The 20,410-nt window shown below is 64.9% G+C and carries 22 protein-coding genes; 6 read left to right on the top strand and 16 right to left on the bottom strand.

Annotated elements, in window-relative coordinates; translation table 11 throughout:
• Positions 1-10: 10 nt before the first annotated feature.
• On the bottom strand, positions 11-355 hold the full coding sequence (locus AC1DZP_RS25000; RefSeq protein WP_477306064.1) for a DUF2185 domain-containing protein: 345 nt from the start codon (positions 353-355) through the stop codon (positions 11-13).
• A gap of 71 nt (positions 356-426) precedes the next feature.
• Positions 427-1,320: a DMT family transporter gene (locus tag AC1DZP_RS24995; RefSeq protein ID WP_477306062.1), complete on the bottom strand. Its 894-nt coding sequence runs from the start codon at positions 1,318-1,320 to the stop codon at positions 427-429.
• Between the two features lie 92 nt (positions 1,321-1,412).
• Here AC1DZP_RS24995 and AC1DZP_RS24990 point away from each other — a divergent pair, with 92 nt between their 5' ends.
• Entirely contained in the window at positions 1,413-2,339 is a 927-nt protein-coding gene (locus tag AC1DZP_RS24990; RefSeq protein WP_477306060.1) for a LysR family transcriptional regulator, read from the top strand.
• On the opposite strand, the gene AC1DZP_RS24985 is transcribed toward AC1DZP_RS24990, so the two are convergent.
• The gene (locus AC1DZP_RS24985; protein WP_477306058.1) at positions 2,336-2,935 is read right to left on the bottom strand and encodes a hypothetical protein; all 600 of its coding nucleotides are present in this window, start codon (positions 2,933-2,935) and stop codon (positions 2,336-2,338) included. The genes AC1DZP_RS24990 and AC1DZP_RS24985 overlap by 4 nt on opposite strands.
• A gap of 125 nt (positions 2,936-3,060) precedes the next feature.
• Between AC1DZP_RS24985 and AC1DZP_RS24980 the strand changes: the two genes are divergently transcribed.
• Positions 3,061-3,294 (top strand): DUF2093 domain-containing protein, encoded by a 234-nt coding sequence (locus tag AC1DZP_RS24980; RefSeq protein WP_095085946.1) that lies wholly within the window; start codon positions 3,061-3,063, stop codon positions 3,292-3,294.
• 51 nt (positions 3,295-3,345) lie between these two features.
• Here AC1DZP_RS24980 and lpxK read toward each other — a convergent pair whose 3' ends face one another.
• The 6 genes from lpxK to AC1DZP_RS24950 all read right to left on the bottom strand — a co-directional run bounded on the left by lpxK (position 3,346) and on the right by AC1DZP_RS24950 (position 8,938).
• Entirely contained in the window at positions 3,346-4,371 is a 1,026-nt protein-coding gene (lpxK, locus tag AC1DZP_RS24975) for a tetraacyldisaccharide 4'-kinase (protein ID WP_477306056.1), read from the bottom strand.
• A gap of 1 nt (position 4,372) precedes the next feature.
• Entirely contained in the window at positions 4,373-5,689 is a 1,317-nt protein-coding gene (waaA, locus tag AC1DZP_RS24970; RefSeq protein ID WP_184871010.1) for a lipid IV(A) 3-deoxy-D-manno-octulosonic acid transferase, read from the bottom strand.
• Entirely contained in the window at positions 5,686-6,477 is a 792-nt protein-coding gene (locus tag AC1DZP_RS24965; RefSeq protein WP_477306054.1) for a lysophospholipid acyltransferase family protein, read from the bottom strand. Before AC1DZP_RS24965 ends, waaA begins: the two co-directional genes overlap by 4 nt.
• Positions 6,478-6,482: 5 nt before the next feature.
• Positions 6,483-6,728: a DUF4170 domain-containing protein gene (locus tag AC1DZP_RS24960; protein WP_477306052.1), complete on the bottom strand. Its 246-nt coding sequence runs from the start codon at positions 6,726-6,728 to the stop codon at positions 6,483-6,485.
• A gap of 76 nt (positions 6,729-6,804) precedes the next feature.
• Positions 6,805-7,608: a 3'(2'),5'-bisphosphate nucleotidase CysQ gene (locus AC1DZP_RS24955; RefSeq protein ID WP_477306050.1), complete on the bottom strand. Its 804-nt coding sequence runs from the start codon at positions 7,606-7,608 to the stop codon at positions 6,805-6,807.
• Positions 7,595-8,938 carry a TldD/PmbA family protein gene (locus tag AC1DZP_RS24950; protein WP_477306048.1) on the bottom strand — a complete coding sequence of 448 codons (1,344 nt, stop codon included), beginning with the start codon at positions 8,936-8,938 and terminating at the stop codon, positions 7,595-7,597. The genes AC1DZP_RS24955 and AC1DZP_RS24950 overlap by 14 nt, the downstream gene beginning before the upstream one ends.
• A gap of 165 nt (positions 8,939-9,103) precedes the next feature.
• Between AC1DZP_RS24950 and AC1DZP_RS24945 the strand changes: the two genes are divergently transcribed.
• Positions 9,104-9,520 carry a VOC family protein gene (locus tag AC1DZP_RS24945; protein WP_477306046.1) on the top strand — a complete coding sequence of 139 codons (417 nt, stop codon included), beginning with the start codon at positions 9,104-9,106 and terminating at the stop codon, positions 9,518-9,520.
• Positions 9,521-9,548: 28 nt separating this feature from the next.
• Here AC1DZP_RS24945 and epmA read toward each other — a convergent pair whose 3' ends face one another.
• A complete protein-coding gene (gene epmA / locus AC1DZP_RS24940) occupies positions 9,549-10,607 on the bottom strand; it encodes an EF-P lysine aminoacylase EpmA (RefSeq protein WP_477306044.1) in 1,059 nt (352 codons plus the stop codon).
• Between the two features lie 113 nt (positions 10,608-10,720).
• On the opposite strand from epmA, the gene efp reads away from it, so the two are divergent.
• Positions 10,721-11,290 carry an elongation factor P gene (efp, locus tag AC1DZP_RS24935; RefSeq protein WP_095085972.1) on the top strand — a complete coding sequence of 190 codons (570 nt, stop codon included), beginning with the start codon at positions 10,721-10,723 and terminating at the stop codon, positions 11,288-11,290.
• A gap of 190 nt (positions 11,291-11,480) precedes the next feature.
• Complete coding sequence (locus AC1DZP_RS24930) at positions 11,481-12,020, top strand: dihydrofolate reductase family protein (RefSeq protein ID WP_477306042.1); 540 nt, start codon at positions 11,481-11,483, stop codon at positions 12,018-12,020.
• 126 nt (positions 12,021-12,146) lie between these two features.
• Here the strand turns inward: AC1DZP_RS24930 and AC1DZP_RS24925 are convergent, their stop codons facing one another.
• From AC1DZP_RS24925 to AC1DZP_RS24905, 5 genes are all read right to left on the bottom strand, one after another.
• Positions 12,147-13,019, bottom strand: a complete 873-nt coding sequence (locus tag AC1DZP_RS24925) for a patatin-like phospholipase family protein (protein WP_477306040.1) — start codon at positions 13,017-13,019, stop codon at positions 12,147-12,149.
• A gap of 5 nt (positions 13,020-13,024) precedes the next feature.
• The gene (locus tag AC1DZP_RS24920; RefSeq protein WP_477306038.1) at positions 13,025-14,275 is read right to left on the bottom strand and encodes a M16 family metallopeptidase; all 1,251 of its coding nucleotides are present in this window, start codon (positions 14,273-14,275) and stop codon (positions 13,025-13,027) included.
• Positions 14,276-14,573: 298 nt separating this feature from the next.
• Positions 14,574-15,962 (bottom strand): M16 family metallopeptidase, encoded by a 1,389-nt coding sequence (locus AC1DZP_RS24915; RefSeq protein WP_477306036.1) that lies wholly within the window; start codon positions 15,960-15,962, stop codon positions 14,574-14,576.
• A 118-nt stretch (positions 15,963-16,080) separates the two neighbouring features.
• A complete protein-coding gene (rsmD, locus tag AC1DZP_RS24910) occupies positions 16,081-16,635 on the bottom strand; it encodes a 16S rRNA (guanine(966)-N(2))-methyltransferase RsmD (RefSeq protein WP_095085986.1) in 555 nt (184 codons plus the stop codon).
• A gap of 29 nt (positions 16,636-16,664) precedes the next feature.
• Positions 16,665-18,794, bottom strand: a complete 2,130-nt coding sequence (locus AC1DZP_RS24905) for a pseudouridine synthase (protein ID WP_477306034.1) — start codon at positions 18,792-18,794, stop codon at positions 16,665-16,667.
• Between the two features lie 281 nt (positions 18,795-19,075).
• Between AC1DZP_RS24905 and AC1DZP_RS24900 the strand changes: the two genes are divergently transcribed.
• Positions 19,076-19,525, top strand: a complete 450-nt coding sequence (locus AC1DZP_RS24900) for a nucleoside deaminase (RefSeq protein ID WP_477306033.1) — start codon at positions 19,076-19,078, stop codon at positions 19,523-19,525.
• Positions 19,526-19,564: 39 nt separating this feature from the next.
• Here AC1DZP_RS24900 and AC1DZP_RS24895 read toward each other — a convergent pair whose 3' ends face one another.
• Positions 19,565-20,245, bottom strand: coding sequence for a hypothetical protein (locus AC1DZP_RS24895; RefSeq protein ID WP_457152033.1), 681 nt, complete (start codon positions 20,243-20,245; stop codon positions 19,565-19,567).
• Positions 20,246-20,410 lie beyond the last annotated feature (165 nt).

Here is a 20,410-nt window from a genome sequence, read left to right as displayed (position 1 = left end):
ATCTACGAATTCAAACTTCGTCCAGAGGTTCGAGCTTCTCACGGACGAATTTTCCATCGACTCTAAAAAAGGCAGTTCCGAAAGGAGCTTCTAAGCAAGTCGCTATGAGCGGGTCGTAATTCGCAATTGTATTGACATCGTACAAGCCAAAATTATTTGGGTTGTCGGCGTACTCGTCAGATTCATCACCGGCAAAAAAGCGCCAACCGCTGTCGGTCGGATGATCTGGCGTTTCGCGGTAGAGATAGCCGACTTGCGCACCATCCACAGTGATCCGGTCAGCAGCAATACAGCTGCCGTAACCGATCGCGATCGGGCGAAACGTCGACGCGTCCCGAAAAAACGTCCTCGCCATTCTCAACTCGCTGCTGGTGCCCGTATCTCTAGTCAGCTGAGTACGCCGCCAACAGTCAAGTACCGCTCGCATCACCTCTTCAAATTCACCACGATGACACCGCCCAGCGCCAGCGCGCCGCCAAGCATGCCGAGCAGCGTCGGCACTTCGCCCAGCCAGAAGAAGCCGATCAGGGCGGACATGGGCGAAACCAGATAGAGGAAGTTCGACGCACGTGCGGCCGGCAGGCGCGACAGAGCGGTCGCCCAGGCGGCATAGGCGATCAGGCTGGGCACGATGCCGAGAAAGATGACGGCGCCAAGGCCAGCTGTGTCGGCGACCGCTGCCTGCGCGAGGCCGCTCGGCAGGAAGGGCGACAGGCAGAGAGCGCCAAGTATCATGTTCGAGGCCGAAATGGTCAGCGGGTGGTGGCGGGCGAAGAGCGGCTTCTGGACGATGGTGTTGACGGCCGAGCAAAGCGCCGAACCCAGCACCAGCAGCGCCCCGGCGTTGAAATGCAGGCCGTCCCCGTCGCCGATGGCGATGATGCCGATGCCGGCGAAGGAAATGGCGGTGCCAACCCATGCCGTGCCGGAGAAGCGTTCGCCAAGCAGCGCCATCGCCATGATGGCGGTGAAGATCGGGCTGACATTGATGATGAAGCCGGCAGCGCCGGCCGAGACGGTCAGTTCGCCGAAATTGAGCATTGCCGTGTACAGCGCCACGAAGATGGCACCGCCAAAGGCCAGGCGCCACAATTCATCCAGCCTCGGCAGCGCCGGACGCTTGACGGCGAGGAAGATCGCCGCCGGCACCGCGGCGATGGCAAAGCGCAGCGCGCCGAGTTCCAGCGGCCCGAAGGCGGCAAGCCCAGCGCGGATAGCCGGAAAAGCAGAGGCCCAGCCGACCACCGTGAGCGCCACCGCGATGGCTGCCGTGGTGTCCATCCGTTGTGTCGGATTCAACGTGCTGGTCATTGCGCTCATCTCACTGTCCTCTTGATTCTCGTGCCCTGAAATGCAGAAAACGCCTTTTCGGGCCAGTTGACAAACGACCAAATCGAGGATCAGCTGTGACTATGGATCACAGCTCAGACACAATGGTGCCACTCGAAACGCTGCGCGCCTTCGACGCGGCGGCGCGGACGGGCAGCTTTTCGGCAGCAGCTGAAAAGCTCAACATCACCCACGGCGCCGTCAGCCGGCAGATCGCCAAGCTCGAGGACTGGCTGGGGCTGAAAGTGTTCGATCGCGGCGCGCGCGGTGTCTCGCTGACGATCGAAGGCAACAGGCTGCATCTGCGCACGGCGGAAGCATTCGCGCTGATATCGACCCATTCCGACCGCTGGGTCGAGCCGCGCGGCACCGCGGTGGTGCGCCTGACCTCGATCCCTTCGGTCAGCGGGCTGTGGCTGATGCCGCGCATGGCGGCGCTGGAGAACAATCCCTCCAAGCTGCGCATCGTACTCGACGTCGATATCCGTCAGGCCGACCTTGCCGATGAGGGTATCGATCTGTCGATCCGCTGTGGCCGCGGCGGCATTCCGGGCCGCGTCTCGGTGCAGCTTTTCGAGGAACATGTTTTTCCCGTCGCATCGCCCGAGCTTGCCCGCGAGATCGGCCGCGGCGACCCTGCCCGGCTGCTCAAATTTCCACTGATCAACGATTCCGATGCTTCGGCCTGGCGTGCCTGGTTTGCCGCGCAAGGCATGGATTACCGCCCGCGCCCGCAGGACCGGCGCTTCGAGGACTACAATCTGGTGCTCGACGCCGCAGCTTATGGGCTCGGCATTGCGCTGGCGCGCCCACCCCTGACCGGGCATCAATTGAAGGCCGGCCGCATCACGGCCGTCGACGAGCGCACCGCGCTCAATCCGGTATCCTACTGGCTCGACCGGCCGATGGGACGACCCCGTGCGGCAGCGGCAGAACTGGCGCGCCGTATCGCGGTGCAGGCAGGACTTGCATCGGAAAAGATGGAAGCCTTTATCGAGGCTGAGAGTTAGCTCAGCACCACCAGAACGAACCCGACGACCGCCGCGGCCAGCAGCCCGGCAGTCAGCGACATCAGCCCGACACTCGTCCGCCTGTTTTCAGGCCTGGCCGCTTCGCTCGGCCCGGCGCTTGCACGCCCTCGCCTGGCCACGGCATCGTTGTCATGCGTGCGGTGCAACGGCAACAGTTCGGATGCAAGAAGAGGTAACCATGGCAAGGTCGCCGGCCTTACCGGGGCACCCTCATCGCCCCTTGCCAAAGGCAGCGCCAAGCCACGCTGCACAGTGTCGCTGTCAGTTGGTCTCCTCGGCGCGGTGGACACCGATGCGGCGTCGCCGACTGTTTCGTCGTCCGGTTCCGCGAGTGCCAGATAGGCTTGGATTATTTCGGCCGAGGCCGTCTGCTGCGCTCTTATCGCTGTCGCCTGCGACAGCACCGGCAAAGTCGGTGTCGCCACGGGTCGCACGGGTGCGCCAGAAGGCGCCGGCGGCGCCACCAGCGCCTTCACCAGTGCCGTTTTGACCGGATCGGCCTTTGCCGACGGCACGGCCCGCGTCGTCATCGCTTCCCTGAGCAAGGCAGCAAGACGAGCGGAGGAAATGTCCATGGTGCCCCGACAACAGCATTTTTCCGCGAAAGATTAAGGGGGCAGCATTGTCTCAGGCTTGTCACATGCTTGACCTTGCCGCCAATTTGTGGCGATGAAATCCTCATGAACCTCGGCGCCGCTGCATGATGAACCGTTTCGAAGGCCCTGGCGGCAAGGAAGCCCGTATCCGCTATCTCGATGGCGACTTCCAGGTTACCAGCCCGGGCGCTTTCGTGCGCTGCGCGGTGACCGGCGAAAGCATCCCGCTCGATGAGTTGAAATACTGGAGCGTCGCCAGGCAAGAGCCCTACATCAACGCTGCCGCTTCGCTGCGCCGCGAAATCGAAGTGCAGCCGGAGCTACGCAGCCGGCGTTGATGTTTGCGCGAGTCGTTTGCGCAAGCCGGTAACGCACTTCACGACGACAGGTCAGCCCTTCAGCTTGCGTTGACGCCAGGCATCCAGCGTTTCGTCGATGATGCGTTCGGGCACGCGTTCGAGCTCGAAAACCGTGTCGATTTCCAGAACCTCGAGCTGGTCGAGAAAGTCCTGCGGGGCGCCGTGGCGCAGCCGGGCGGCGTCCTTGGCGGTGGTGATGAGGCCGAGCCCTTCGGCGCGCGCCGTCGCCGCCAGTTCGGCGAGCTCGTCCTCGCCGTAGAAATGATGGTCCGGAAACGGTCGCGTCAACGCCAGTTCGCCGCCCGCCTCGCGCACCGTGTCGAAGAATTTTTCGGGATGGCCGATGCCGGCGAAAGCCAGGAACCGCTTGCCGGCAAGCCCCTGCTTGCTGCTTGGCTTGGTGTGGGCCTCGAAGATCGGCCGGGCGGCGCGTGCCGCCTGGCGGACCACGGCGTCGGCGGCGGTGCCCTCGCCCATCTTCAACAACCCGCTGGTGAAGACCAGCTGGTCGACGATCCTGGCCCGGAGCGGACCGCCCGGAATGACGCGGCCATTGCCGATGCCGTAGCGCGCGTCGACGACCACCAGCGCATAATCGATGTGGATGCGCGCGCTCTGGAAACCATCGTCCATGATCAGGAAATCGCAGCCATGCCTTTCCAGCAGCAGCCGGGCGCCGGCCGCACGGTTCGGCGTCACCGCCACCGGCGCGTGTTCGGCCAGGAGCAGCGGCTCGTCGCCGACATGCCTGGCGCTGTCGTGATGGGCATCGACGACATGCGGCTCGGCGAACGAGCCGCCGTGGCCGCGCGACAGGAAACCGGGTTTGAGCTGCATGCGCTTGGCCTGTTCGGCCAAGGCGATCGCCACCGGCGTCTTGCCGGTGCCGCCAACGGTGAAGTTGCCGATGCATAGGACCGGCGCCTCGATCTTCTCGCGCCGGGCGCGCCGCATGCCGCGGCCGGCGACGAGCGCATAGATGGCCGACAGCGGCGACAGTGCCAGGACCCGCCAGTCCGGCTTTTCCCACCAGAATGGTGGTGCTTCGGAAGCCACCTTAGCGCCCGTTCGCGCCCTTCAGGCGCGACTTGATGACCAGCGGCTGGATGTAGGGTTCGAGCGATTTCAGCGTGCGCGCCAGCGCGCCGCGCATCTCGTCGACGGTCGCCACGCCCGCAGCCATCATTTCGTGACGCGCCACTTCGTTGGTCAGCAGGAAATTGACGGCGCCGGCCAGCATGTCACGATCGCGCACAAGCTTGGCGCCGCCGCTGTCGAGCAGGCGCTGGTAGGCCTCGCGAAAATTCTGGACATTGCGGCCGGCGAGTACCGCCGTGTCGAGCATGGCCGGCTCGAGCGGGTTCTGGCCACCCTCAGAGGTCAGCGAGCGGCCGACAAAGGCGATTTCGGTCAGCCTGAGATAGAGCCCCATCTCGCCGATCGTGTCGCCAAGCAGGATGTCGGTGTCGGCGGCGATCCGGTCGCCCGTGCTGCGCCGCGCGACCGTCAGGCCCATGCCCGAAATCTGTGCGGCAAGCGCCTCGGCGCGATCGGGATGGCGCGGAACGACGATGGTCAGAAGACCATGGTGGCGTTTGTGCAGCGTCGCATGAACCTCGGCGGCGACCACCTCTTCGCCATCATGGGTCGAGATCGCCGCCCAGGTCGGGCGGGCGCCGATCTGACGCCGCAGCGTCGCCAGCACTCGTTCGTCGACAGGCGGCGGCAAGGTATCGACCTTGAGGTTGCCCGACACGGTCACCGGGCGGGCGCCGAGCGCAAGGAAGCGCTCGCCATCGACATCGGACTGGGCAACGACGTGGGCGAGATTCTCGAACAGCGCCTCGGCGATGTTGGCCCGTTTCTTCCACGAGGTGAACGAACGGTCGGACAGCCTGCCGTTGACCAGCACCTGCGGCACGCGGCGCGCGCCAAGCTCAAGAATGGTCATCGGCCAGATCTCGGATTCAGCGATGATTGCCAGATCCGGCTGCCAGTGATCGAGAAACCGGCTGACCGCCGGCTTGAGGTCGAGCGGCACATATTGGTGGATGATGCGATCGCCGAGCCGCTCGTCGACGACCTGCGCCGAGGTCACCGTGCCGGTCGTCAGCACAATGTTGACGCCGTAATCGAGTATGCTTTCGACCAGTGGCACGACGGCCAGGGTCTCACCGACGCTCGCCGCATGGATCCAGATCATCGGCCCCTCGGGGCGTGGTCGGCCGGCGACGCCGTAGCGCTCGCGGCGGCGGCTGCGGTCTTCCTTGCCGCGCGAGGTGCGCCAGGCGACATAGGGCCCAACCAGCGGATAGGCGGCGGCACCGGCGAAACGGTATGCCGTCAACATGGTTCGCGCCCAGCGACCGCTCATCGCGAACCATCCACGAGACGGTAGGCCTCGGCAGTCGCGGCGTTGAGCGCGACCGTGATTTCCTGGCGCTTGCGCTCCATTTCGGCCTCGTCGGCGCCGATCGGCACGAAGATCGGCGCGCCGATGACGATCGACGAGCGGCCGAACGGCAGGTTGATGGTGGTCTTGTCCCAGCTCTTCTCCAGCACCTTGCGGCGGCTGGTGGTGATGGCGACGGGCAGCAGAGGCCGACCGGAGAGGCGTGCCAGAAGAACGATACCAAGTCCCGCGTCACGCGGCGTGCCGTGGGGAATGTCGGCGATCATGGCGACGTTCTTGCCGGCGGCGAGCGACTTTTTCAGGGCGATGAGCGCCTTTGCCCCGCCCTTGTCGAGATGCCTGGCATTGTCACGCCCGCCCGAACCGCGCACCGCCTCGATGCCAAATTTCCCCAGCATCAGCGCGTTAAGCTCGGCATCGGCGCTGCGCGAGACCATCGCGACCAGCGGCTTGCGCCTGGGATAATAGGCTGGGGTCAACAGGTGCTGGCCGTGCCACAGGGCGATGATGCCGGGCTCGAATTCGGCATAGGCGCTGCTCGAAAACCGCGCCGACCCATCGACGACGCGATTGGTTATGCGCACCAACCGCACAAACTGGGCGAACAGGCTGGCGATGGCGTTCTTGACGAATCGCGACTGCGCCAGCGGTTCGCGAATCCTGCGCCAGAAAGCCTTGGTCGTGCGGCTGCGGCCCCTGCGCACGGGCGTGGGCTCAGTGGCTGGCTCTTTCGCCAGGTCTTGCTCCATCGAGGTCAACCGACAGCCTTGTTGTCGGGGTCCAGCAGCCGGTGCAGATGAACGACGAAATAACGCATGTGGGCATTGTCCACGCTGGCCTGCGCTTTGGCTTTCCACGCCGTGCGCGCGGATTGATAGTCCGGATAGATGCCGACGATGTCGAGCCCGTCGAGATCGCGGAACTCGGTGCCGCCAAGCTTCGTCAGTTCGCCACCGAACACCAGGTGCAAAAGCTGCTTTTTTCCGTCTTCCGCGGCCATGTCGGTCCTTCACATATCGTGAGTTTGTGACAGGTCTAGACCAAAGCCGTCGACTTTGGAACCTTCGAAAACGCTTTCACCCATCCAGCCCGGCAATGACGCCGGCGAGCACGGCCAGCAGTTCACCGCTGCCGGCGGCGAGCGCGCCGTGGCGGGTCACCTCGCCGGCATAGAGCGGGGCGCGGCCATGCCGGTCGAGCAACTGGCCGCCGGCCTCGCGCAAAATGAGATCGGCGGCGGCAATATCCCAGTCATGCGCGTTCGGCTTGACGAAAGTGGCATCGAGCGCGCCATTGGCGATCATGGCCAGCCGATAGGCGAGCGACGGGCTGTAGGGCGCCCGCTTCAGTCGCGCCTGCCAGTCGGTCGGCATCAGGTCGGTCAACTGCTTCAGCCCGGAAATCTCGGCCGTATCCGCCAGCTTGCGCACCGCGATGCGCTTGCCGTTGCGGAAGGCGCCCTGTCCGGGCAGCGCCCAATAGGTCTCGTTCATCGCCGGGCATTCCAGCACGCCGGCAAGCGTGCGGCCACGCTCGACGACGGCAACGCTGACGCACCAGGTGCGCTGGCCTTCCAGGAAGCCGCGCGTGCCGTCGATCGGGTCGACGACGAAGGTGCGGCGCGCCGAAAGCCGCACCGGATCGTCGGCTGTTTCTTCCGACAGCCAGCCATAGTCGGGCCGCGCCGCAAGCAGCGTCTGGCGCAAATAGGCGTCGGCGGCATGGTCGGCTTCGCTGACCGGCGATGTGCCGCCCTTCATCCAGACTTGCGGGTTGTTGCCGAAGTAGCGCATGGCGATGACCCCGGCCTCGCGGGCGGCATCGCGCAGCAAAGGCAAATCCTCGGTAGCACTGGCAGAGATCAGGTCATGCTCCGGCAAGGGTCATGCCTTCGATCAGAAGCGTGGGGGCGGCGGTGCCGAAATTCCGGTCGAGGTCATCAGCCGCCACCATGTTGAGGAACATGGTCTTCAGGTTCGAGGCGATGGTGACCTCGGCGACGGGATAGGCCAGCGCACCATTTTCGATCCAGAAGCCGGAGGCGCCACGGCTGTATTCGCCGGTGACCATGTCGACGCCCTGGCCGAACACCTCGGTGACGTAGAAGCCGGTCTTGAGCGATTTGATCAAATCCTCGGGCGACCGTTCGCCGGGTTCGATGGCGAGATTGGTCGAGGACGGCGAGACGGACGAGCCGCCGCGCGAACCGCGCCCATTGGTGACGAGACCAAGCTCGCGCGCGGCCGATGTCGACAGGAACCAGTGGTTGAGCACGCCTTTTTCGACCATGAACAGCTTCTCGCCCTCGATGCCTTCGCCATCGAACGGACGCGAGGCCTGGCCACGCTGCCTGAGCGGCTCGTCGGTGATGGTGATCGCGGAGGCGGCCACCTGCTTGCCCATCATGTCGCGCAGGAACGACGTCTTGCGCGCGACCGAGGCGCCGTTGATGGCGCCGGCAAGATGGCCGGCGATGCCGCGCGCGACGCGCGGGTCGAACACAACGTCAATCGGCCCGGTCGCCGCCTTGCGCGCGCCGATACGGCGCACGGCACGTTCGCCGGCCTTGCGGCCGATGTCTTCAGGCGCATCGAGATCGGCAAAATGCTGGCGCGAGGAGAATTCATAGTCGCGCTCCATGCCAGTGCCCTCGCCAGCAATGACGCTGGCCGAGCGCGAGAAACGCGACCCGACATAGTGGCCGAGGAAGCCGTGCGAGGTGGCCAGCACCAAGCCGCCGAGGCCGGCACCGGCGCTGGCGCCGGCCGAATTGGTCACGCCCTTGACGGCAAGGGCCGCCGCTTCCGCCGCAAGTGCCGCTTCCTTCATTTGATCGGCCGACACCTCGGTGGCGTCGAACAGGTCGAGATCGCGCGTCTGTTTCACCAGCAATGCCGGGTCGGCCAGCCCCTGATAGGGGTCCTGTGGCGACACTTTCGCCATCGCCACGGCACGCTCGGCTAGGGTTGCAGGATCGGATGCTGCGGTTGCCGAGACGCTGGCCACACGCCCATCGACGAAGACGCGTAGCGAGACATCCTCGCTCTCGGCCGATTCGGTGCCCTCGACCTTGCCGAGCCGCACCGACACACCGGTCGAGCGGCTGCGCACGGCCACCGCATCGGCGGCGTCGGCGCCAGCCTTCTTGGCAGCTTCGACCAGAGCCGCGACACGGTCGGTCAATTTTGCTGCATCTGTGATATCGGTCATGCGCGTGATCCTGCTGGCGCGGCGAGCTTTGGCCGCAGCCACCATCTATTGTTCCGGTCCGGCTTGTGCAATGGCATAGGCTTCAATCAAAATGCATCGGTTCACGGTTCAGATCTCGAACCGAGGCATGGTAACCCGGTCCGCAGCCCGCTCGGAGCATTTTCGATGACGCCTTTCCATCTCGCCTTCCCGGTCCGTGATCTCGATGAAACTCGCTTTTTCTATGGCGAGGTGCTGGGTTGTGCGATCGGCCGCTCATCGGCGACCTGGGTCGATTTCGATCTTTACGGCCACCAGATGTCGGCGCATCTGCGGCCACAGGCCATGCCAGCCGTCAGTGACGGCAAGGTCGACGGCATCGTCGTGCCGATCCCCCATTTCGGCGCCGTGCTCTTGATGGACGACTGGCAGCGGCTGGCGACGCGGCTGGAGGCGCGCGGCGACATCGACTGGCTGGAACGGCCAATGGTCCGCTTCAAGGGCGAGCCCGGCGAACAGGCGACGCTGTTCATCCGCGATCCCTCGGGCAATGCGCTGGAATTCAAGGGCTTTCGCTCACTGGAGCAGGTTTTCGCGCACTGAGGCGCCGGGCAGGCAGCGAACCCGTGGTTCAGGACGCCGAGACAGGCGTCCAGATGACATCATCGATTTTCTGCGCGCCCGTCGCCAGCATCACCAGGCGGTCGAAGCCGAGCGCGATGCCGCTGGCCTGCGGCATGATGGCAAGGGCGGCGAGAAAATCCTCATCCAGTGGATAGCGCTCGCCATAGATGCGCTCTTTCTCGTCCATCTGGATGATGAAGCGCCGGCGCTGCTCGTCGGCATCGGTCAGTTCGCCAAAGCCGTTGGCGAGCTCGACGCCGCAGCAATAGAGTTCGAAGCGCTCGGCAACGCGCGCATCCCTGGGGCTTGGCCGTGCCAATGCCGCCTCGGCCAGCGGATATTCGCACAGGATGGTCGCCCGCCCATGGCCGAGCAACGGCTCGATCTTTTCCACCATCACCCGGCTGAACAAATCGGCCCAGCTGTCGTCAGATGCGGTGCGCAGGCCGGCCTGGGTCAAGGCGGCATAAAGCGCGTCCCGGTCGGTGGCGCCGTCGGCGGCGACCGTGGCCAGCAGATCGATGCCGGCATAACGGGTGAAGGCATCCGCGACCGTCAGCCGTTCCGCCTCGGCAATCGGATCGCAGTCGCGGCCCCGGAAGGAAAAGCGCGTCGCCCCTGCCCTTGTCGCGGCCAGCGCCAACATGGCCGCGCAATCCTGCATCAGGCTCTCATAGGCCTCGCCCACCCGGTACCATTCGAGCATGGTGAATTCGGGATGGTGCAAGGGGCCGCGCTCGCGGTTGCGGTAGACCGGACCGAGGCTGAAAATGCGCTGTTCGCCGGCGGCAAGCAGCTTCTTGCAGGCGAATTCCGGCGAGGTGTGGAGATAAAGCGGCGACCGCGTGCCGTCCGGTCCGATCGCTTGCGTGGTGAAAGCCGCCAGGTGTGCCTCGTTGCCGGGCGAGACCTGCAGGGCCGCCGTTTCCACCTCGACGAAGTCTTCGGCGGCGAACCAGTCACGCAGGCTGGCGGCGATGGCGTTGCGCAGCATCAGCCGCGGGCGGCGGTCGGTGTGGACATGCGGCGTCCACCAGGGCGAGGCATCGGGCGACGTAACGTTCATGGGGCTCAGATCATATGGAATGGGGCTGGCGGTTGCGGCCAAGATGCGCTAGTTCGCAGCGGACGGCTGCTGAAGCCGATTTGTACCAATCAACCATTTCAGGATTGTAAGCCGTGGTGAAAGTCATCGCCAGTTCGCTCCGTAAAGGCAATGTCGTCGACAAGGACGGCAAGCTTTATGTGATCCTCTTTGCCGAAAACATCCACCCAGGCAAGGGCACGCCGGTGACCCAGCTCGACATGCGCCGCATCGGCGACGGGGTGAAGGTTTCGGAGCGCTACCGCACCACCGAGCAGGTGGAGCGCGCCTATGTGGAAGAGCGCGAGCACACCTTCCTCTACGCCGACGGCGAAGGCTATCATTTCATGAATCCGGAAAGCTACGACCAGGTGGCGGTGTCGGAAGCCGTGGTCGGCGACATGGCGCCTTATCTCCTGGAGGGCATGGCCGTGCAGTTGTCACAGTTCAACGGCATTGCCATTTCACTTGTGCTGCCGCAGCGCGCCACCTTCGAGGTGGTGGAAACCGAGCCGACGACCAAGGGACAGACCGCGTCTTCATCCTACAAGCCGGCCGTGCTCTCCAACGGCGTGCGCACGCTGGTACCGCCACACATCGCCCCCGGCACTCGCGTGGTGGTGATGACAGCGGACGGGGCTTACGTGGAGCGCGCGAAGGACTGAGGGGGAGCCTTCGCTCACAAACCCTTTGGGCTATCGTCGATGATCAGGTACGGGCGTCGGCGCGGTGGCCGTGGTATCGGTCTTCGTAAGCTCGCGCTGAAAGCCCTTCTGACAAAGCGCCCCGATTTTTCATGCAGCGTGTCGCACAAGGCCCGCATGGTTCGTCCTCTGATGGAAGAAGGAGAACGCCATGCGAAAACTTATCGTCACCGAATTCATCAGCGTCGATGGCATTGCCGAGGTCGAGAAGCTGCCCGGCGTGACCTGGAACGATGAGATGAACAGGTTCAAGGAGGACGAGCTTGCCGACAGCGGCGCCATGCTTTTGGGGCGCACGACCTATGAGATTTTTGCCGGCTCGTGGCCCAAGGAAACCGGAGATTTTGCCGACCGGTTCAATGCGCTGCCAAAATATGTCGCATCGACCAGCCTGAAGGCGCTCGACTGGAAGCCGGCCGAATTGCTGAAGGGAGCCCTGCCGGAAGCGGTCAGGGCGCTGAAGCAAGGCAGCGGCGGCAACATCTATGTGCATGGCAGCCTCAGCGTCGCGCAGGAACTGCTGCGCCACGGCCTGGTCGATCGCGTCAGGCTGCTCAGCTACCCCGGCGCTGTCGGCCAGGGCAAGCCGCTGTTCCCCGTCGGCGAGGCAGTGGCGCTCGAGCTGATTTCGGCGACGCCTTTCAGCAACGGCGTGGTGGCGCTGGAATATGTGCCGGTGGCGAAGTCGTAGTTGGCTTCGTGGATGACAACAGCGCTCGACTTTAAGCCCTTGTTTTCATGCATGTCGTTGTCCCAAAACTGGGGCCACATTTGAGCGACATGCATTGGACGATCAATTGCCGACGTCGCTCCGCCTTCACCCGGCCTTCTTCCTCCGCCTGCCCTTGACGGCAGCGCCATTCCTAGCCTCCACCACCCGCTCGACCTCTCGCTTCAGCTGATCCTTTATGTCGGCCGTATCGTTCATCAAAGCCTCGATCTTCAGGAAATCGAGCACGCGGTATTTTGATACTGCCGGGCGGACCAGGATGTCGGGGCTGCACTGCTTCAGCTTGTTGGCGATGATCGACTGCATCATCAATTGCGTGGCGCCGAACATCAGGTCGACGGAGGTCGGGTGCCTGCGGTCGGCTTCTTCCGGCGCGCCGACCACGTCGACGCCGATGATGATGTCGGCGTCGTTCTCGATCAGGTCGAACGGCACGGGGTTGTAGATGCCGCCGTCTATCAGCAGCCTTCCGTCGCGCGTCACCGGGCGGAACACGGCGGGTATGGCCGCCGAGGCGGCAAGTGCCGAGTGCAGGTCGCCGTCATGGAACACGGCGAGCTTGTGGCCGAAATAGTCGGTCGCCGTCACCTTGAGCGGGATCTTGAGCTCGGCGAAGGTCTCGGGGATAGCCTCGGGCAAAAAGGCCTTCAGGATGCGCTCGACGTTGAACTGGCTGACGCGGATGCCATTCTGCATGGCTTCGGCGATAGTGCCCGGCCGCGCCCGCCACATGCGGCTCGCCACTTCGGCGCGGCGGCCGAGGATCGAGCGGGCGTAGTCGTGGATGTCCTTGCCGGTCATGCCGGCGGCCATGCCGGCGCCCATGATGGCGCCGATCGACGAGCCGGCAATGGCCACCGGCCTGATGCCCAGTTCGTCCAGCGCCTCGATGACGTGGATATGCGCCAGCCCGCGCGCGCCGCCGCCGCCGAAGGCGATGCCGAAGGTCGGGCTCGTCATTGGGCTCATCCCTTGCCGGCCCCGGCCAGTTTCGGGCCGATAACCATGATGGTCGGCTCGGCCGACAGCAGCTTTTTCGCCGCCGCCTTGACCTGATCAAGCGTCACCGCGTTGATATAGCCGGCGCGACGCTGCATGTAGTCGATGCCGAGATCGTCGAGCTGCAGCTCGACCAGCGTCGAGGCAATGGAACTCGAAGAGTCCAGATTGTTGATGGCGTAGGCGCCGATCATGTATTTCTTGGTCGCCGCCAGCTCAGCCTCGGTCGGGCCTTCCTCGGCCAGTTGCTTGACCACGTCGCGGACGATGCCCAGCGTCTCGGCCGCTCGGTCCGACCGGGTCCCGGTGCTGACGACCAGTGCGTCGGCATGGTCCTGGTTGATCAGCGAGGAGTTGACGCTGTAGGCCAGCCCGCGCTTTTCGCGCACCTCCTGGAACAGGCGCGAGGTGAAGGTGCCACCGCCGAGGATCTCGTTCATCAGCACGGCGGCAAAAAAATCCGGCGCCTTGCGCTTCACGCCGGGATAGGCGAGCTGCAGCGAGGTCTGTGGCAGGTCGTAGTCGACCTCGACATGCTGCGCCAGCTTCGGGTCGATATCGGCCACCGGCCTCAGCGCCTGGTTCTGCGGCAGATCGCCGAACACCATGTCGAGCTTCTTCTTCAGCGTCTCGGGGTCGATGGCGCCGACCACGGCGACATGCAGGCCGCCGCGCGCGAACACCGCCTTGTGCAAGGCTTTCAAATCATCCGGCGTGATGGTGGCGATGCTCTGCCTGGTGCCTTGGTCGGAGCGGGAATAGGGATGATCGCCATAGAGTGCGCGCGCCCATTTGTCCTGCGCGACCGTATCGGGATCGTTCTCGCCGGCGATGATGCCGGACAGGATCTGGGCGCGGATGCGGTCGATCGGCGCCGGGTCGAAGCGCGGCTGGTTGACCGCCAGCCGCAACAGGTCGAACGCCTCGTCGCGCTGCTCGGCCAGCATGCGCATCGAGCCGTAGATGCCGTCGCGGCTTTCGTCGAAGCTCATCTCAGCGCCGGCATCGTCGAGCTTGATCTGGAAGGCTTCTGAGTCGAGCGGGCCGGCGCCTTCGTCGAACAGCCCGGTCATCAGATTGGCCAGGCCCTCTTTGCCAACTGGATCCTGCGTCGAGCCGCCGCCGAAGACGAAGCGGATGGCGACGACCGGCACCGAATAATCCTCGACCAGCCAGGCGGTGATGCCCTTTGGCGAGGTGACGGACTGGATGTCCATGGCGCGAGCGGTGAGTGCCGGCAGGATCAGGAAGAGGATGGAGAGGAAAAGGGTCGCAAGCGCTGCGGCAGCGCGCCGGGCTCTTCCTTCTCCCCTTGCGGGAGAAGGTGGATCGGCGCGTAGCGCCGAGACGGTTGAGGGGTGTTGGACGGCGTACGGACGGTGCCAAGCGGGAGCACCCCTCATCCGACCGAGCTGCGCTCGGCCACCGCCCTGGGGCGAGCCACGGGTCTCGCCCCGTCCTTCGGACCCCACAAGGGGGAAAGAAAGAGAGCGGCGGTGCTGGTTCGTCATCAAATCAGTTCTCCGCCTTGACTTGCGGCAGCAAATAGCCGGTCGTCGACCGGTCGAGCACCAGATAGCGCGCGGCGACGGCCTTGATCTCGTCTGCTGTCACCTTGCGGATGCGCTCTGGCCATTGCTGGACGTCTTGCACATTGCCGCCGGTGGCCAGCGTCGAGCCATATATGTTGGCCATGGACTCCTGCTTGTCGCGGGCAAAGATCATCGAGCGCACGTAGCGGTCCTTGGCCTTTTCCAGCTCCGATGGCGTGACGCCGTCCCTGGCGATGCGCGCCACCTCGGCATCAACCGCCGCTTCGACATCGGCGAGCTTGGCATCGCCGCGCGGGGCGCCATAGACGGTGAAATTGGTGTCGTCCAGCATGGTGCCCTGGAAATAGGCGCCGGCGTTGGACGCGATGCCTTGCTGGACGACGAGTGCCTGGTAGAGCCGGCTGCGGGTGCCGCCACCGAGGATCTCGGCCAGCAGGTCGAGTGCTTCGGCCTCGCCCGGCTTGCCCGAGTGATAGGACGGCACCACCCACTGCGTAGAGAAACTCGGCACGCTGACACGGGCGTCCGAGAGCGTGACCGTGCGCTTGGTGTTCTGCTCGGGTTCAACCGGACGGATGCGCGGCGGCAGATCGGGCCCGCGCGCCACCTTGCCATAGGTTTTCTCGGCCAGTGCCCGCACCGTGTCCGGTTCGACATCGCCGGCCACGATCAGCACGGCGTTGTTGGGCCGGTAATATTTGTCATAGAAGGCGGTGGCGTCGGTGCGGTTCAGCTGCTCCATCTCCTGCATCCAGCCGATGACCGGGATGCGGTAAGGCTGGTTCTGCCACAGCGTGGCGTCGACTTCCTCGTCCAGCACCGCCTCGGGATTGTTGTCGATGCGCGAGCGGCGCTCCTCGAGGATGACGTCGCGCTCGGTCTTGATGACGTCGTCGGTGAGGATGAGGTTGCGCATGCGGTCGGCCTCGAAACTCATCATCAGCTCGAGCGCCGACGGCGCCACCGTCTCGTGGAAGGCAGTGTAGTCGTAGGAGGTGAAGGCGTTGTTGGAGCCGCCGATATCGGAGATGGCGCGGTCGAACTCGCCGGCCACATGGTGGGTCGTCGCCTTGAACATCAGGTGCTCGAAGAAATGGGCGATGCCGGATTTTCCGGGCGGCTCGTCGGCGCTGCCGATCTTGTACCACACCATGTGGGTGACGATCGGCGCGCGGTGGTCGGGGATGACGACCACCTCCATGCCGTTGTCGAGCAGGAAATCCGTCACCTTGAACGCGTCCGGCTTCGCGTTGGCCAACACGGTGCTGTCGGCCAGGACCGGGCCGGTCATGGTGATAGCCAGCGATGTCGCCAGCAGTGTTGCGCGCAGCCATTCAACCCTAGATGTCATCAATGGCTCCGTTTTCCAGGCAGGACGATAGGCAAGGCGCTGGCGACAGCATAGTGAATTGTTGGTCATGTTGCCGGCAAAGGCGGCGGCAAAGAGGCCGGCATCGATGCAAGGCGCATCACGCAACCTCGATAAACCGGATCACCGTCTCGCCGTAATTGCGCTCATCCAGCACGGAAAAGCCGGGACCCGGCTCGAAGGGCGCCACAGCCGCCTCCTCGACCACGCATAGCGCGCCGGGACGAAGCCAGCCGCCGGCCCTGGCCGACTGCAAGGCGCGCTCGCCGAGGCCCTTGCCGTAGGGCGGATCGGCGAAGACGAGGCCGAATGGAGCGAGCGTGCCAGCTTCGCCAAGGCCGGTGGCATCGCGGCGAAAGATCTTGGTGCGGCCCGTCAGGCCGAAGGCCTCGACATTGTCGCGGATCAGGCCACGGCCTTCCGCCGATTCCTCGATGAAGACGCCGTAGGAAGCACCGCGCGACAGCGCTTCGAGGCCGAGCGCGCCGGTGCCGGCGAACAGGTCGAGCACGCGCGCCCCGTCCAATTGCTCCGCAAAACGATGCGCCAACACATTGAAGACGGCCTCGCGGGTGCGATCGGTCGTCGGGCGGATAGCGCTGCTGCGGGGCGTCGCCAGGGGACGCCCGCGAAACTCACCGCCGACGATTCTCATCTTGCGCTAGGCCTCATTCCATCCGGGCCTCATTTCGTCCTGGGACCCTTGGGGCCGCTGCGCGGCCGTTCGCCGCCACCGGCACCGCCCGGACGCTCGCCACGCGGTTTGCCGAACGGCTTGGCGCCCGCCGGTTTGCCATAGGACGGCTTGAACGACGCCTTGCGCGCCTTGGCGTCGGCCGCCTTGGCGGCGTCGGCCTCAGCCCTGCCCTTGCCGATCGGCCGCGCTCCCGGTGCCATCCAGACATTGGCCTTGCGCTGGCCAGGCGGCTCGATCGGCCGCTGCTCGCGCTCGGATTTCTTGCCACCGCCCGGCTTGCCACCAAAACTGCCGCGCGGCTTGTCGCCAAAGCCGCCACGGGGCTTGTCGCCAAAGCTGCGTTCGGGTCGCGGGCCGCGCTCACCATAGCTCTTTTCCGGCCCAGCGCTTCTGTCGGGACTTGTCGACAGCTTGCCCAGTGCCTCGTCGCGGCTGCCTTCGCGGCGCTTGCGGTTCTTGATCAGCCCGCCCTCGCCGATCGGCCGGCGCTCGCCATCTCTTGTGAACTTCGGCCGCTCCGGCTCCGGCTCGCGGATCTCGGTGCGCCGCACCGGCTTGTTGGAAAACGGCTTTGAAATCTCGGCATCGAAATTGGCGCCGGATTCCTCGACCAGACGCTCGCCAAGCTGGTCGCGCAGCACCCGCCCCTTGATCTCCAGCACATGGCCCTCGGCGAGGTCATCGAGTTGGAACGGCCCGTAGGAAATGCGGATCAGCCGCGTCACATCCAGGCCAAGCGAACCGAGGATGTTCCTGACTTCGCGGTTCTTGCCCTCGCGCAGGCCGATCGTCAGCCAGGCATTGGTGCCCTGCTCACGGTCGAGCGTCGCTTCGATGGCGCCGTAAAAGACGCCATCGACGGCAATACCTTCACGCAGGCCGGCGAGCGCGCTTTCCTCGACCTTGCCGTGGACGCGGACGCGGTAGCGGCGCAGCCAGCCGGTTGCCGGCAGTTCGAGCACGCGCGACAAGCCGCCATCATTGGTGAGCAGCAGCAGGCCTTCGGTGTTGATGTCGAGGCGACCGATGGTCATCAGCCGCGGCAATTCGGCCGGCAGCACGTCGAAGACGGTCTTGCGGCCCTCGGGATCGCGGTTGGTGGTGACGACACCGGCAGGCTTGTGGAACAGGAACAGCCGTGTGCGCTCGATCGGCGGGATTTCCATGCCGTCGAGGTGGATGATGTCGTCGGGCATGACGTTGAAGGCCGGCGAGGTCAGCGCCCGGCCATTGACCTTGACGCGGCCGGCGGCGATCAGTTCCTCGGCATCGCGGCGCGAAGCAAGGCCGGCGCGCGCCAGCCGCTTGGCGATGCGCTCGCCTGCCTCTTCCGTCACTTCCGCCGAACGCGGACGCGGTTTGAAGCCAGCACCCGATGCCCCTTGCGGCCGATCACTGAAGTCGCGCTTGGGACGGTCGCCACCGAAGTCACGCTTGGGGCGATCGGCGAAGTCGCGCTTGGGACGGTCAGCGAAATCGCGCTTCGGACGATCGCCGGCGTCGCGCGGCGCGCGATCGCTGAAATCCCGCTTGGGACGTTCGAAGCGCTTTTCGCCGCCCTCCGCCGCCGCAGCAGCCGGACGGTCGCCGCGTGGTGCATAAGGCTTGCGCGGTCCTTCGCGCTTTTCATACGGCTTGCGCTCGCCTTCGGCCGCCGTCGGACGGTCGCCACGTGGCGCATAAGGCTTGCGCGGTCCTTCGCGCTTTTCATACGGCTTGCGCTCGCCTTCGGTGGCCATCGGACGATCGCCGCGCGGCGCATAGGGCTTGCGCGGTCCTTCGCGCTTTTCATACGGCTTGCGCTCGCCTTCGGCGGCCATCGGGCGGTCGCCGCGAGGTGCGTAGGGCTTGCGTGGTCCCTCGCGCTTATCGAAGGGCTTGCCTTCGGGACGCGGACCCTTGCCGAATGGCTTGTCACCACCCTTGAAGTCGCGCTTCGGCCGCTCGCCCTCAGCAGCCATCGGCCGATCTCCGCGTGAGGCGTAAGGTTTCTTGGTACCAAAGGACGGCTTGCCGCCTTTGTCGGCGGCGCCATCACGGCTGCGCGGTCCGGCAGCCTTCGAGCCGCTCCTGACCGGACCCTTTTTGGGTCGGAATTTCTTGTTGTTGTCGTCCATGTGGCCTTTGTCCGTTTGCGCTGCTACAGCGTGGCGCATCCTTTGGGGCGCGCAACGAACGCTGTAGCACTTTTGATTTGGCGCATGATCATTTCCGAAAACCGAGTCCGATTTTCGGGTTATGCGCTCAATAACAGGATCACCAGAGTTTGTCAGGGAAAAGTGGAGACCGGCTTTTTCCGAAAAGACAAACGAAAATCAAAAGCCTGGAGCAAGTGCGGTTCATTCGGAAGCGGACTTGCTCCAGCGAGTGACGAGGAGATAATCGGAATGGAGATCGCGTGAAGCGGCCGGATTTCATGGCGCTGGCGCTGAAAGAGGCTGAGGCCGCCGCCTTGCGCGGCGAAGTGCCGGTCGGCGCCGTGATCGCCAGCGGCGGCACAGTCATTGCCAGCGCCGGCAACCGCACCCGCGAGCTTGCCGACCCGACGGCGCACGCCGAGATGCTGGTCATCCGCGAGGCCTGCCGCAAGCTCTCGAGCGAGCGGCTCACCGGCCATGATCTCTATGTGACGCTGGAGCCTTGCGCCATGTGCGCCGCCGCCATTTCCTTCGCCCGGCTGCGCCGGCTCTATTTCGGCGCCGCCGACGACAAGGGGGGCGCGGTGATCAATGGCGCCCGCTTCTTCGCCTCGACGACCTGCCACCACGCGCCCGACATCTATCCGGGCATGGGCGAGACCGAAGCGGCCCTGCTGCTCAAAGGATTTTTCCGGGAGCGGCGCGACTGAACCGGGCGCACCGCAAAGGCAACGAAGCGTGGCCCGTTCTTACAGGGACGGCAGCCAGTCGAACCAGCCGCTGCCCTTCTTGCCTTCGGCCTCTTTCTTCAGCCGGCGTTCCTTCTTGTACTCGTCTTCGCCAAGCTCGTTCTGCGGCGCGGTGTCGGAGGCGACGCGATATTGCACCGGCGGCTCGCTCAGATATTTACGGGTGTTCGGATCGCCCTGCTTGCTTTCGACAAGGCGGCGCTGGATCTCGGCGGCACGACCCTTGTCCGAATCCGCGGGGCTCCACGCCGGCGGGTGGCTCGAGCCTGAATCCGCCATTGCCTTCTTGATCGATGCTGGATCGGACTGCACGTCGTCGACGATCTCTGACTGATAAGCCGGATCGTTCTGATGGGCGGTCGCGTCGGCGCGCAGGCGGGCGCGACGCTGCTCCGGCGATTCGGGCCATTCGGCGCTCGCCGTCTCGATGCTGTCCTGCGGCGCCGGCAACACTTCCTTCTGGCCTGGTGCCGGCTTGACCAGCGTCGGGCGCGGCTTGTAGTCGATCCGTTCCTTTTGCTTCGGCGCGATCGAAAAGGCGCTTGAAATATCGCCGGCCAGCTGTTCACCGGCGGTCTTGTCGGTGCCATAGGTCGGAGAGCTCATGCAGCCGGACAGAGCGAGGCCCGATGCGACAAGCGGCGCCAGCAGCGCCAGGCGCACGTTATATCTCTCGGTCATGCCAAAAAGTCCCACTCTAGACAGCCTCTCGATTGCCACCGGCCCTGTGTCCGGTCCCCATCGTCCAAGCACTTGCGACGGAAATCCGGCGACAATTTGTCTTCCGGAGTTTCGCGTGTTTACCTCAACCACTCGTTAAGGGCAACGCGCGGGCGGTTTTCGCCC

It is taken from the genome of Mesorhizobium sp. P2_F8 (assembly GCF_056403655.1).
Note: the sequence above shows the minus strand (reverse complement) of the source record. Positions and strands in the feature narration are given on the sequence as shown.